The organism is Psychrobacter sp. GTC18467 (assembly GCF_055397455.1).
Genome location: NZ_AP038920.1, coordinates 837,018 through 850,182 on the forward strand (window position 1 = coordinate 837,018; position 13,165 = coordinate 850,182).

Genomic DNA, 13,165 nt, shown 5'->3' on the forward strand with positions numbered 1-13,165 from the left:
CTGATGTTATGGAACTAATGTTATGAAACTTAAGGGCATTCAACCAAAGCCAATCGTTGCTATTGTTGTCAGTTTATTTTTGCTGACCGCTTGCCAAAAAAAGCCGGAAACCAAAGTCGAAGCAGAAACCGCTGCTCCCGTTGCCACAAGCACTCCTACCGAAGCAATCGCGGCTGACCAAGATGCCCAAAATACTGAGGTAGATTCAGCTCCAGAGCAAGCCGATACCGAACCTGCCGAGCCGCCAAAGGCTGACGCCGAAGCCGCTGCGGCAGAAAATGATGAGACCGCGGCTGAAAATCCGCCCTCACTTGCCGGCGCTCAAGTGACCGATGTTCGTTATAAAAGCGAGGACGGCACGACCATGAGCGTGGTCTTTGAAACCTCGCGCGAGGGCTTACTCAACGCCATTGTCAGCTTTGACAATCAGCCAAAACTCACCTTAACCGCCCCTGAAGGTCAAGGCAACAACCCGACCTATCGCTCAAAGGACGGCAATATTGAGCTTGTGAGCCATGATGGCGGCAGTAGTATCGATTTGATTCAAAATGGCGATATCACCAACTTCACCGCCATCAGTGCGGATGCAGCGGTGATTACTCAGTCTTAAGGAGTGGTTTTCAGGGTTAGCTTTTAAAGACCAAGCTTTTAAAGACCAAGCTTTTAAAGACCAAGCTTTTGGCGCAATCTTGATAAAAAGCTGGTTTTTTGAGCTTGCGCGGCATCCATTTCAGGAACAGCAGGGCTAGTTTCGTCGGCTTGGTTTGCCGTATTTGTTGCTAAACCGGCTTGATTTTCAGCTTGAGCGTCATTTGACATCTCAGCAGGTTGGTCAACCGTAGCCGCTTTTTGGTTGGCGCTATTATTGATTGCTGAATTTTGGGATTGTAACAGGCGCGCGTCTAAATTTGCATAGCTGTCATGTTGCAAACTTGCTGAAAATAATAAACTGACGATAATTTTTTTCACCGTTTTTATTGAAACGCCGGCGGTTGCGGCAAGTTCATTGATTGACCTTGGTGAAAGCTCAAGCGCGGTCATGACCCCAAGCAGCTGTTGACGTTCTTTTTTATTTAAGCTTACCGTAAGGCTGTCAGCAACCTTTGGCGCATAGCTTTTGATTTCAGGCTTCACCCAGTGCGCTAGACGATAATTTGCTGAGTCGTTAGCCAGCGGCAGTAAGCTTGCGGCGTGATCCCAAGCTTGTTGCCAAAGCCATTGGGTTAAGTCATAAGCTTCAGCCGCATTTAAGTCCGCACCTTGATAGGGCGTCAATTGCCACGCCAAAACGTTCATTTCTGAATGGGATTGTCGATACCAAATGCGACCTTCTTTTGGGGCAATAATTGCCAAGCACTCGCCTTTTGCTTGTAGCTGATAGCGCCCCTCAGGCTTGGCTTTTAACTGTTTAATCAAAGCAATTAATCTTGAATAATCGGTTAACGGCTTGGCAGCTGCTTGATGGTTTTGAGAGGTAGTTTTGCTCGTTTCAGCGACAAATCGTTGATTTGTGGTTGATGGCGCATTTTCGGTATGTTTAGGAAAGTCTATTGGTCGGCGGCTTTGCTCATCATCTATACTAGCCTCAGGTTGGGTTGGGCGATTTGAGGTAGCCTCTACTTCAACGTTAGCTTTTTCATATCCAAGATCACTTTGCTTTAAAATCGTGGTGACCGCCCCTGCGCTTTGCTTTAAGGCAAATACGGACGTCATCAGCCAATCATTGAGACCGTCAAGTTTTTTTAACGGCAAAATCAAGCGATCTTGATTGATCCAACCTTCATCAATATCAGTTCGGCTGACATAAAGTACCGGCTTTTGTACTTGGCTGCTAAGGAGTTTGAGGATACTGGCAGCGGCGCGAAACTCGTGATTAATCATGAATAAATCGACCTGTGGATGGTTCGCCGACACCCACTCTAAATCCGCCTCAAGCCGCAAAAGTACGCGCAAATAGCCTTTGATCATCACCTGATCGGCAGGTTTAATCCCCACCAACGCAGTTCGCAGGACTTTTTTTAGATTGTTTTGAGTAGGCATTAAACCTTGACTCATCGTGACCCCTCCAAACCGCTTAACAAAAATCTTTCAAAATGATGGCTTACTATTTATGAATTACCTTAAACGCTAACTATTATAGCTTGAATTGTCAGTTAGTCGTTATCAAACCGCTAATTTTTACAACAAAAATTGACTAATTAGGGAAAAGCCTGTCAGTTTTAAGGTTTAAACGCCCTATTGAAGTTAAGCAATATTAATGCCAACTTAGTGATTAAGAGGTGATCTTTAAGCACGGTATACCCTTAAGCTTTATTATTGGGCTTTTTGTTGGAGGCAGCTGGCATCTGACAAGCGCCGGTGCCTTGAGAGTTTACTGTCACCACCGCTCCGGTTAAGGAAAACAGCTGTTGCAACTGTGATTGGGCATTTTTTGCGGCAAGGGTCATGATGTTACCGCGGCAAGCGCGCTCCAAAACTTCCTTTTTTGCCGATTGCTGAGCCGCTTCAAACACTTTTGGGTCAACTTGCATGAGATTAAATGCACCGGTTTGCCAATCGTAAATTTCCAAATCATCCAAATAAACGGTAAAAATTTGCGACGGCGGCAAAGTGATATGAATCGTTGGCATCGAGGCGTTGCTATCGGTGTTGGCTTTGGCGTCCTCATTGACCACAGGCGGCACGACTTGAACCATTTCAGGGGCTAATTCGCTCAAATTAATGCCCGCCTCAACGCGGCCGCGAGCAATAAACAAGCCTTTTTGCTCATCCTGCCAAAGCCGCTGCCAACTGCCACGCTTTTGGCTACTGATGATGGTATCGACGCTAAATAGTACCGTTTGCAGTCGGTTTAGCTCTTGAATTTGACTGATGACGCCCTCGCGGGTGATGGTTTCAACCGGTTCGGCTTCGGGCTTTTTTTGCATGGTAACAAACGCCCAAGCTAGTGCTAAAATCCCAAGCAATAATACCAACCACGAGAGCCAAGCCACAGGCTTTTTTCTGGCAGATTTAGTTAGAATGACTTCTTTTTGTGGCGGTTGCTTTTCAGTCATGGCGCATCCTTTTTTACTTTTAATATTGTTATTTTTATCAATTTAACTCATCACTATATGAAGCCTAAAATATGAAGCCTAAAATGCGCCTTTTAAAAATCAAATTCAAGCCAAAGCTACCGATTTGCTACAATCATCCTTAAAAATTCAGTTAAAAATAAAGCGCTTATTTTACCAAGTGGCGCGGCAAATTACAGCCGATATGCCAAAAGCTTAAAAAGTCATTGCGTCTTTCGTCAAGTTTACCTACCATAGTCAGATTGTGCTTAAAAAATCCTCAAAAAATTGGGGAGATTTTTAGGTTTCGGGCATTATTTTTATCCGTTATATCTTTATCCGTTATTACTTTTTTAAGGTTCTGCTTTATTTATGAAAGCCAGTCAGTTGTTATTCGCCACGCTTAAAGAGACGCCAAGCGATGCCGATATTGCCTCAAGTCAGTTGATGGTTCGGGCAGGTCTCATCCGAAAAATTGCCTCAGGGCTTTATATTTGGTTGCCAATGGGGCTTCGGGTGCTGCAAAAAGTGGAGCAAATCGTCCGCGAGGAGATGCAAAATGTCGGCGCGCAAGAGGTGTTGATGCCGATGACTCAGCCTGCCGAACTTTGGCAGACGACGGGGCGCTTTAATGATTATGGTCCTGAATTGCTTCGTTTCAAAGACCGCCACGAGCGCGATTTTGTGCTAGGACCCACCCATGAAGAGGTCATCACCAACTTGGCGCAAGGCGAGCTGCGCAGTTATAAGCAGCTTCCGGTCACCTTTTTTCAAATCCAAGGTAAGTTCCGTGATGAGATTCGCCCGCGCTTTGGGGTGATGCGCGCTCGTGAATTTACCATGAAAGACGCCTACTCCTTTCACGTGGATAAAGAGTCGCTGGCGCTGACCTATCAAGATATGTTTGACGCTTATACACGCATTTTTACCCGTTTGGGGCTTGATTTTCGCGCGGTTCAAGCCGATACCGGCTCGATTGGTGGCTTTGCATCCCACGAGTTTCACGTTCTTGCCAGCAGCGGCGAGGACGATATTGCCTTCTCAGACACTTCTGATTATGCAGCAAACATTGAGCTTGCCGAAGCGGTCTGTAGTGACGTTCGCCAAGCGCCATCACAAGATAAAGCTGACGTTGCCACGCCAAATATGCCGACTTGCGAAATGGTTGCTGAGCATTTAGCCATTCCATTGGCAAAAACGGTAAAAACCCTTATCGTTAAAGGCGAAACGGAAGACGGCGAGCCCCAACTCATTGCTTTAGTGCTTCGCGGTGACCATTCACTAAATACCGTTAAAGCTGAAAAAATCCCGAACGTCACCTTGCCGCTAACCATGGCAACGGAAGACGATTTAAAATCAGCAGGGCTTTATAAAGGTTATATCGGCGTTGATTTGGACATGCCCGTCTTTGTTGACCGCGCGGCGGCGGCATTGTCGGATTTTGTATCTGGAGCCAACAAACCTGACTTTCACAGCACCGGTGTGAACTGGGAGCGTGACGCGGCTATTACTGACGTTGTTGATATTCGCAACGTTATCGAGGGCGACGCCTCCCCTGACGGTCAAGGTCACTTACAAATCAAGCGCGGTATCGAAGTCGGTCACATTTTCCAATTGGGCGATAAATACTCAAAAGCGCTTAACTGCACCGTTTCGGGTGAAAATGGCAAGCCAGTTACCTTAATGATGGGCTGCTACGGCATTGGCGTGAGCCGAATTATTGCTGCGGCCATCGAGCAAAATAACGACAATAACGGTATCATTTGGCCACAAACGCCCAATGTTAAAGACTCCATCGCGCCGTTTGAAGTGGCTATCGTGCCGATGAAATCCAAAGAAGATGCGGTGATGCAAAAAGCCACTGAGCTTTATGACACGTTAAAATCGCGCGGCGTTAACGTGCTGCTTGATGACCGCAACGAGCGACCCGGTGTCAAGTTTGCTGATTTAGAATTGATTGGGATTCCACATCGCATCGTGGTGTCTGACCGCAATTTGAGCGAGGGCAAATACGAATACACCAGCCGCCGCGATTCTGAAAAGCAATTGCTTAGCTTGGATGAGGTTTTGGCAATCGTTGGTTAAGCTAATATTTAAATTGCCCATAAAAAAGCGCCTGATAATGGGCGCTTTTTTTTACTTTAGATTTAGCTGAATTAACCGTACCTACTGCCGAATCAATCGGCTTGGCTTTGGCAAAAGTGTCAAATCACTGACGCGGCACGGGTTAATGTCGATACCGCCGCGGCGCGTGTACCAAGCGCGAACGATTAAAGAGCTTGGCGCAAAATATGTCGTCAAATCAGCAAAAATCTGCTCAACGCACTGCTCATGAAAGCCGTTGTGCTGCTGATAGCTTAAAATATAGCGCAGCATATTGGTGTCACTCACCAACCGCTTGGTGGTCATGGTCACCCCAAGCGTTCCCCAATCCGGCTGATTGGTCACAGGGCAATTACTTCGCAGCAAATTAGAATGAAAACAATACGTTTGACTGGCGCTGCTGCTCACCGCAATCTCGGTCAGCTCAAGCAGTGATGGGTTTGGATGCTCGGACAACTCAAGCGGCGTTTTGATATTTTTTAGCGCCTCATCAATGCAAATACCGTCCGGCTGAACCACAAGCAGCCTTGAAGTGGCATCTTCTAAGCGGAACAAATCGACTTTGACATCCGACTGCAAGCATTTTGATAAATCCTTGCTAATCAACTCCTTAACATCATCCCAACGCTCAAACTTGGTGAAGTTGAGACTGTTTAAATAAAGCTTTAACGATTTGGACTCGATAATAAACAGTGACGTTGCCGAAATGGTAAATCGCGCCATTGCCACTTGCGCCACGCCCAAACCATTGAGCCACGACACCTCAAACGCATGCCACCAATCCACACCGACCGTGAGCGCCTCAAGGTCAGTATTTGGGTTGCTTGTTAAAATGGCGTCGCGACCAACGCTCCTTGCAATTGGAAATAAAATCTCGGGGCTGTAGGTGGTGGGGTACTGGTTGGTTTGCTCCCCTAAAATGCCGTGAATACTCATGAAGTTCCTGATAACTAATAAACGGATAGATTAACAATGACTATAGCAAAATTAACCAATTAAAGGCGGATTTTTGAGCCATCGTTGATTAAGCGATAAGCAATCACATAAAAAATCACGCAAAAGGCAAAAATCGCCGCCATCGAATACCAAACATTGACGTCCGAATAGCCCAAAATGCCAAAGCGAAACGAGTTGACCATATAAACGATAGGATTTAATAGCGACACATTTTGCCAAAAACTGGGCAAGTTTTCCATCGAATAAAACACGCCGCCAAGATAGGTCAAAGGCGTGAGTACAAAGCTTGGAATGATAGAAATGTCATCAAACGAGCGCGCAAAAACGGCGTTAATAAACCCGCCCAACGAAAATAAAATCGACGTCCCAAGAACCGTAAAAATGGTCACAAACAAATGCTCAATGCCAAGCTTGGTAAAAAATAGCGCCACAATCGACACAATCAGCCCGATTGCCAAGCCGCGAAACACCCCGCCGCTGACATAACCCATTAAAATGGCGTGCTTTGAGATTGGCGAAACCAGCAATTCTTCAATGCTTGAATGAAACTTGGCACTAAAAAAACTCGACACCACGTTGGAGTAACTGTTGGTGATAATTGCCATCATGATAAGCCCTGGCACGATAAACTGCATATACGGCACGCCGCCCATCTCGCCGACGCGCGAGCCAATCATTTTACCAAAAATCACAAAATATAGGCTCATGGTAATCACCGGCGGCAGCAGCGTTTGCGGCCAAATTCGCACAATCCGGCGGATTTCTTTCACCAGCAGCGTTCGAAAAGCAATCCAGCGCTTGGCAGCATTCATCTAAAAACTCCTAATCATTTTTATAAGGCTAAAATATGAGGTTAAAACCTAGCTTTAAAAGAAAGCTACGCGGTCAGCGGCTCATCAATGCTTTTATCGACCAAGCGCATGAACAACTCTTCTAAGCGGTTGGCTTTGTTGCGCATACTGGCAACTTTAATATTTTGCTCGGACAACTGAGTAAAAACGCCGTTTAGGGACTCGCCCTCTGATAATGTCACCTCAAGGGTCAGCGCGTCCGGCTGAGCAACATCGGTCACCCCTAAAAGTTTCACTTTTTGAGTGAGCGGCTCTGCCAAATCAAATACAAAAGTTTCCACCGACAACTGAGCCAGCAAATCTTTCATATCGGTATTCACCCGAATTTCGCCGTGGTCTAAAATGGCAATTTTGCGGCAAAGCTGCTCGGCTTCTTCTAAATAGTGCGTCGTTAAAATAATCGTGGTGTTCTCTTCGATATTGATTTGCTGCATAAATTCCCACATCGAGCGGCGCAGCTCAATATCAACGCCCGCGGTCGGCTCATCTAAAATCAACAGCCTTGGTTTGTGAATCAGCGCTCGCGCAATCATCAGCCGCCGCTTCATGCCGCCGGACAACTCACGAGCCTTGTTGTCGCGCTTATCCCAAAGCCCAAGCGCTTTGAGCAGCTTTTGCGCTCGCGGTCGTGACTCACTTGCGGCAATGCCAAAATAGCCTGCCTGAGTGATTAAAATATCTTCAACCTTTTCAAACTGGTTAAAGTTAAACTCCTGCGGAACGACGCCCAAAAATTGCTTGGCTTTTGCAGGCTCTGCCAATAAATCCGTGCCAAAAATATGAACGCTGCCGGTTGTGGGCTTAAATAATGAGCTGATAATGCCAATCATCGTTGATTTTCCGGCGCCGTTTGGCCCCAGCAGCGCAAAAAATCCGCCTTGCGGAACGCTTAAATTGACGCCTTTGAGCGCCGAAAAGCCATTTTTATAGGTTTTGGATAAATCTTGAATCAGGAGCGCGGGAGTCTCAGTGTCAGTCATGGGCATCTCAATGGCGTTGGGTTAGCAAAAATTGATGTTAAAAATTCGGCTTTAAACGTAAGCAGCCTTTTAATGTGAGGCTGAAGCAAACCAATTTCAACCGCGCCGCTTGCGTTGATAATTCCGCTTTCTTAGGAGGGATTATTAAAGGCAATAAAAAACGCCTACTTTATGCAAATAGGCGTTTTTTATCGCGGTTGGGCAAGCTTAGCTTGACCCTGCAACCATATAATCAACCGCGTTTTTGACTTCTTCATCAGGAATATCCGCCCCGCCTTTAGCCGGCATGGCATTAAAACCGTTGATGGCGTGGTCATAAAGGGTGTCTTTACCCTTAGCAACGTGCGATGCCCAAGATGCCGCGTCACCCATTTTTGGCGCACCAAGAAGTCCTGACGCATGACAGGTATGACAAACGGCGTTATAAACGGCTTCACCATCACGAGGACCGTCACCTGCAGCAGGTCCTGACGAACGCGCCGTGACATCACAAGCCTCGCCACCGTCAAAGCAAACTTTACCTACCGGCTGAATCCGAGCGATAAGGTTTGGGTATAAAGCAATCAGCTTTTTGACCTGCGGGGTATCTTCAGGAACAGGCTCTTCTTCAACGGCAGGAGCCGCGGCGGCAGCCTCAGCGCCATCTTCGGTAGCGGCAGTATCGGCTGTGGCTTCTGGCTCATCGGCAGGACCATCGCTGTCTTTGGTATCTGCGGCAGCTTGGGTTTTGTCACCAAGTTTTTCAGGAATATTTTCTTTCACAACTTCCTTGCCTTCAGCCACATCTGCTACGGTTACAGGCGTTTCAGGCGTACTCTCAGCTTGGCTCACCGCGATACTAGCGATTCCTAGAATGGCAGCTGCCGATAACATAACTACTTTTCTCATTCGTCACGTTCTCTTATTACAATTACAAAGGCGGGCTTCAATCAAAACGGTTTTGCCACTGGCATCATCGGCCAAAAACCAGTCGTTGATGGCGGGCTCAATTGCAATCGGTGGTCAACAATGATTATTCTTCTTAGCATTATAAGGGAAAATTGGGTCAAATTGCCATGCCTGATTCAGCGCTAACTGGTTTTTTCTTAAAAAACTGCCAAATGCTGGATTGAGGATTGGCTTATTCAGATTTATTTGCTAAACTTGCTGGTCTTTATTTTTGCTTAAAATAAAAATTGCGCCCGTAGCTCAGTTGGATAGAGTATCGGTCTCCGAAGCCGAGGGTCGTGGGTTCGACTCCCGCCGGGCGCACCACTCCCCATAATTCTGCATTTCCTAGCGTTACCTCATTCCCCTACAGCCCTTTATTTACCTCATTTTAATTCCTTTGTCATTACCTGATAGCACCATTACAATGTTGTTAAATTTGTTGTTAAACAATTTGACCTTATTTTTGGTGATGCCATGACCAAGCGAAAAGACTACCTATTAACAGACGCAAGCGTCAAAGGCATTGCTAAGCAGCCCACACCTGACAAAGTGACCCGCCATAGTGACGGCAACAGCCTTTATTTGATTCAGCACCCCAATGGCTCACTATTTTGGCAAATCAGTTACCGCTATCAGTCCGATAAAGCCAAAGCATTAAGCCAATCAATCGAGCTTGCCAAATTGCGCCGCGCTCAATCGTTAACACAGTCCGAACTTGCCGCCTTGATGGGCGTATCGCAAGCCTGCATATCAAAGGTGGAAAGCGGTAAAGACATTCAGCTATCAACCTTGCAAAACTATATCAGGGCGTTAGGTGGTGAGGTGAGCATTATCGCTAAACTGCCAAACCGTGACGTTATATTGATTTAGCGCCCGCGCCCCATAGGTGAACCCGCACGATTTTTATACCTTGTTTTAACTTTTTAAGCACGTTCATTCATCGATACCATTTAGGAATATTCATGTCCAATAGCAGTCAGCAGCACGTTAGCGATTACGTCCATAAAGTAGCCGCAAGGGTTAAATTAGGTCACAGCTCAGAACACACCTTTCGCAAGGATTTAGAGGACTTAATCAATAATTTAGCGCCTGAGGTGATGGTCACCAATGAGCCAAGCAAAGTCACCGACTGTGGCAACCCTGATTTTTTAATCAGTAAAAAAGACATTCCTATTGGCTTTATTGAAGCCAAAGACGTTGGCAAAGACTTAAATTCTAAACTGTATAAAGAGCAGTTTGAGCGTTATAAAGCCGCCCTTGATAACCTCATCATCACCGACTATCTGCGCTTTCAGTTTTATGTCAATGGCGAGCGCGTTCATGAAGTCTGCGTTGGTGAGTTGGTTTCAGGTGTCGTTCAGCCGCATGATAGTGAGTTTGAGCGTTTGGCAGAGCTATTGCGCGACTTTTGTGTTTATATTGGGCAAACCATCAGGTCAGCCCCGCGCTTAGCAGTATTGATGGCGGGTAAGGCAAGGCTGCTAGAAAATATCCTACATCAAGCGCTTACCAGTGATGAAGCTAGTAATACCAATACTGACTTGCGCGACCAATTCAATACTTTTAAGTCTGTGCTTATCCATGACCTAACCCCTAGTGACTTTGCCGATATTTACGCGCAAACGCTGGCTTACGGTATGTTTGCCGCACGCCTGCATGATGACACGCTAGACACTTTTAGCCGTCAAGAAGCGGCGGAGCTTATCCCTAAGACCAACCCATTTTTACGAAAGCTATTTTCTCATGTTGCAGGCATCGATATTGATGACCGTATCAAGCTGACAGTCGATAACTTAGCCGATGTATTCCGTGCAACCGATGTGGCGGCTATCCTAAAAAACTTCGGCAAAACCACCCAAACCCAAGACCCGATTATTCATTTTTATGAAACCTTTTTGGCGGAATACAATCCCAAACTGCGTAAGCAGCGCGGCGTTTGGTACACGCCTGAGCCAGTCGTTCAGTTTATCGTACGTGCCGTGGACGATATTTTAAAATCTGAGTTTGATTTGGCAGATGGTATCGCCGATACCCGTAAGATTGAGATAGAAAAGCAAACGCAAACTATCGATAGCCGTACCAAATCGGGCTATAAGACCGTAAAAGAGCGGGTTCATAAGGTGCAAATCCTTGACCCTGCAACGGGAACAGGGACATTCCTTGCCGCCATCATTCAGCATATTTTTCACAGTCAGTTTGAAAATATGGGCGGCGTTTGGAGCAATTACGTTGAGCAAGAGCTACTACCGCGCCTGCATGGCTTTGAGCTGCTGATGGCAAGCTATGCGATGGCGCATCTCAAGCTTGATATGCTGCTTGCTGATACCGGTTATCAGCCGATTAACCCTAAGCGTCTGCAAGTCTATCTGACCAACTCACTAGAGGAGCATCACCCCGATACCGGAACACTATTTGCAGGCTGGCTGTCGGCTGAGGCGAACGAAGCCAACGCGATTAAGCGTGACGCGCCCGTGATGGTGGTGATTGGCAATCCGCCGTATAGTGGTGTATCAGCAAACAATAATAAGTGGATTTCAGGTTTAATTGAAGATTATAAATATGTTGATGGTGAACACTTTAAAGAACGTAAGCACTGGCTTAATGATGATTATGTAAAATTCATTCGTTATGGTCAGCACTTTATTGAAAAAAATGGTGAGGGTATCTTAGCGTTTATCAACCCGCATGGCTTTTTGGACAACCCCACCTTTCGCGGAATGCGTTGGCAACTATTAAAAACTTTTGACAAAATTTACACTATTGATTTGCATGGAAATAGCTTGAGACAAGAAGTATGTCCAGACGGTAGTAAGGATGAAAATGTCTTTGATATTATGCAAGGCGTTTCCATAAATATATTTGTCAAAACAAATAAGAAGTCAAATAAGGATTTAGGTAGAGTTTATCATTATGATTTATACGGGAAAAGAGCATGGAAATATGATTTTCTTAGAAATAACAGTGTTAGCAAAATAGCATTTGAAGTAGTTGATTTTAATAGTCCTAATTATTTCTTTAACCCAAAAGATGACACTGGGCGAGCTGAATATGAGAAAGGTCTTAAAGTAGACGATATTTTTAAGCATATTTCTTCTGGAATAGTAACGGCACGAGACAGTGTAGTTATAGATTATAAAAGTAAGAGCTTGATTGAAAGAATGAAAAAATTTAGTGACGAAAGTCTTAGTGATAGAGATATTAGAAACTGGCTGTTTCCAAATAAAAAAGATGCTAAGTATTTAGCAGGCGATTCTAGAGGTTGGAAGCTTGCTGAAGCTAGAAATAATATAAGAAGTAACAATCATGTGAAGTACGTTAAAGACTTAAACTATAGACCTTTTGATTTTAGAAAAATTTATTACTCACAAGATATGGTTGACTGGGGACGAGAGAGTTCTATTTATCACAGTGACTTTGATGATAATTTTGCATTACTAATTCCTAAAGCTCATCGAGATAGCGAATTTGCACATATTTTCATGACAAATAAAATTTCAGAAGCCATTTTTTTATCTTCCAAAACTGGCTCAAATGCCATGAATATTCCGCTTTACTTATATCCTAATGTTCAATCTGAATTGTTAGATGTGAACAAGCCAACCCGAACCCCAAACCTTGACCCTAACATCGTGGCAGACATTGCTAAAGGCATTGGCTTGACCTTTACCAATGAAAAGACGGCGGAGGCTGGCACGTTTGCGCCAATAGATATTCTTGATTATATCTATGCCGTATTGCACAGCCCGACATATCGCGAGACTTATAAAGAGTTTTTAAAAATTGACTTCCCCCGCGTGCCCTATCCGCGTGATGCCGATACGTTTTGGCAGTTGGTCGCGCTAGGTGGTGAGTTGCGCCAAATTCACCTGCTAGAGTCACCAAAGCTTGCGGCGGAGAGTAAGGCGCTTGGGCTTGGCTATCCAATGGCGGGGGACAACCAAGTTACCCGTAAAATGACCAAGACCAGCATTGGCTTTGAGCCTGACGAGGCAGACAGCAGCATTGGCAAAGTTTGGCTGAATGATACTCAGTATTTTACTAACGTGCCGCAAGTGGCTTGGGAGTTTTATATCGGTGGCTATCAGCCCGCGCAAAAATGGCTCAAAGACCGCCAAGAGCGCACGCTTGATGTCAATGATGTTAGGCATTATATGAACATCATCGCAGCGCTGAGCCTAACCAATGCCCTGATGCAGCAGATTGATACTATCGATGTGATAGGCTAGATTCGCCTGACTGTGACCTAGCTTTAAAACAAATCAAAAAAGGCAGCCGTTCGCGACTGTCTTTT

At 45.5% G+C, this 13,165-nt stretch carries 10 protein-coding genes and 1 tRNA gene; 5 read left to right on the forward strand and 6 right to left on the reverse strand.

The features are described 5' to 3' along the window. The first annotated feature begins 22 nt into the window (after positions 1-22). On the forward strand, positions 23-610 hold the full coding sequence (locus ACZ5XY_RS03540; protein WP_464743025.1) for a hypothetical protein: 588 nt from the start codon (positions 23-25) through the stop codon (positions 608-610). A 53-nt stretch (positions 611-663) separates the two neighbouring features. On the opposite strand, the gene ACZ5XY_RS03545 is transcribed toward ACZ5XY_RS03540, so the two are convergent. Further along, positions 664-2,055, reverse strand: a complete 1,392-nt coding sequence (locus tag ACZ5XY_RS03545) for a hypothetical protein (RefSeq protein WP_464743027.1) — start codon at positions 2,053-2,055, stop codon at positions 664-666. Between the two features lie 248 nt (positions 2,056-2,303). After that, positions 2,304-3,056 (reverse strand): DUF4230 domain-containing protein, encoded by a 753-nt coding sequence (locus ACZ5XY_RS03550; RefSeq protein WP_464743029.1) that lies wholly within the window; start codon positions 3,054-3,056, stop codon positions 2,304-2,306. Positions 3,057-3,425: 369 nt separating this feature from the next. Between ACZ5XY_RS03550 and ACZ5XY_RS03555 the strand changes: the two genes are divergently transcribed. Then, positions 3,426-5,138 (forward strand): proline--tRNA ligase, encoded by a 1,713-nt coding sequence (locus ACZ5XY_RS03555; RefSeq protein ID WP_464743031.1) that lies wholly within the window; start codon positions 3,426-3,428, stop codon positions 5,136-5,138. Positions 5,139-5,219: 81 nt separating this feature from the next. Here ACZ5XY_RS03555 and queF read toward each other — a convergent pair whose 3' ends face one another. The 4 genes from queF to ACZ5XY_RS03575 form a co-directional block, all read right to left on the reverse strand. After that, positions 5,220-6,092: an NADPH-dependent 7-cyano-7-deazaguanine reductase QueF gene (queF, locus tag ACZ5XY_RS03560; protein WP_464743033.1), complete on the reverse strand. Its 873-nt coding sequence runs from the start codon at positions 6,090-6,092 to the stop codon at positions 5,220-5,222. 59 nt (positions 6,093-6,151) lie between these two features. Beyond that, positions 6,152-6,925, reverse strand: coding sequence for an ABC transporter permease (locus ACZ5XY_RS03565; RefSeq protein ID WP_464743035.1), 774 nt, complete (start codon positions 6,923-6,925; stop codon positions 6,152-6,154). 65 nt (positions 6,926-6,990) lie between these two features. After that, positions 6,991-7,944 carry an ABC transporter ATP-binding protein gene (locus ACZ5XY_RS03570; RefSeq protein WP_464743037.1) on the reverse strand — a complete coding sequence of 318 codons (954 nt, stop codon included), beginning with the start codon at positions 7,942-7,944 and terminating at the stop codon, positions 6,991-6,993. A 207-nt stretch (positions 7,945-8,151) separates the two neighbouring features. Next, positions 8,152-8,832 (reverse strand): c-type cytochrome, encoded by a 681-nt coding sequence (locus ACZ5XY_RS03575; protein WP_464743039.1) that lies wholly within the window; start codon positions 8,830-8,832, stop codon positions 8,152-8,154. Positions 8,833-9,121: 289 nt separating this feature from the next. Here ACZ5XY_RS03575 and ACZ5XY_RS03580 point away from each other — a divergent pair. The 3 genes from ACZ5XY_RS03580 (at position 9,122) to ACZ5XY_RS03590 (ending at position 13,100) form a co-directional block, all read left to right on the forward strand. Continuing rightward, a tRNA-Arg gene (locus tag ACZ5XY_RS03580) sits at positions 9,122-9,198 on the forward strand. A gap of 150 nt (positions 9,199-9,348) precedes the next feature. Beyond that, on the forward strand, positions 9,349-9,744 hold the full coding sequence (locus tag ACZ5XY_RS03585) for a helix-turn-helix domain-containing protein (protein WP_464743041.1): 396 nt from the start codon (positions 9,349-9,351) through the stop codon (positions 9,742-9,744). A 92-nt stretch (positions 9,745-9,836) separates the two neighbouring features. Then, positions 9,837-13,100, forward strand: coding sequence for a type ISP restriction/modification enzyme (locus ACZ5XY_RS03590; protein WP_464743043.1), 3,264 nt, complete (start codon positions 9,837-9,839; stop codon positions 13,098-13,100). Positions 13,101-13,165: the final 65 nt, after the last annotated feature.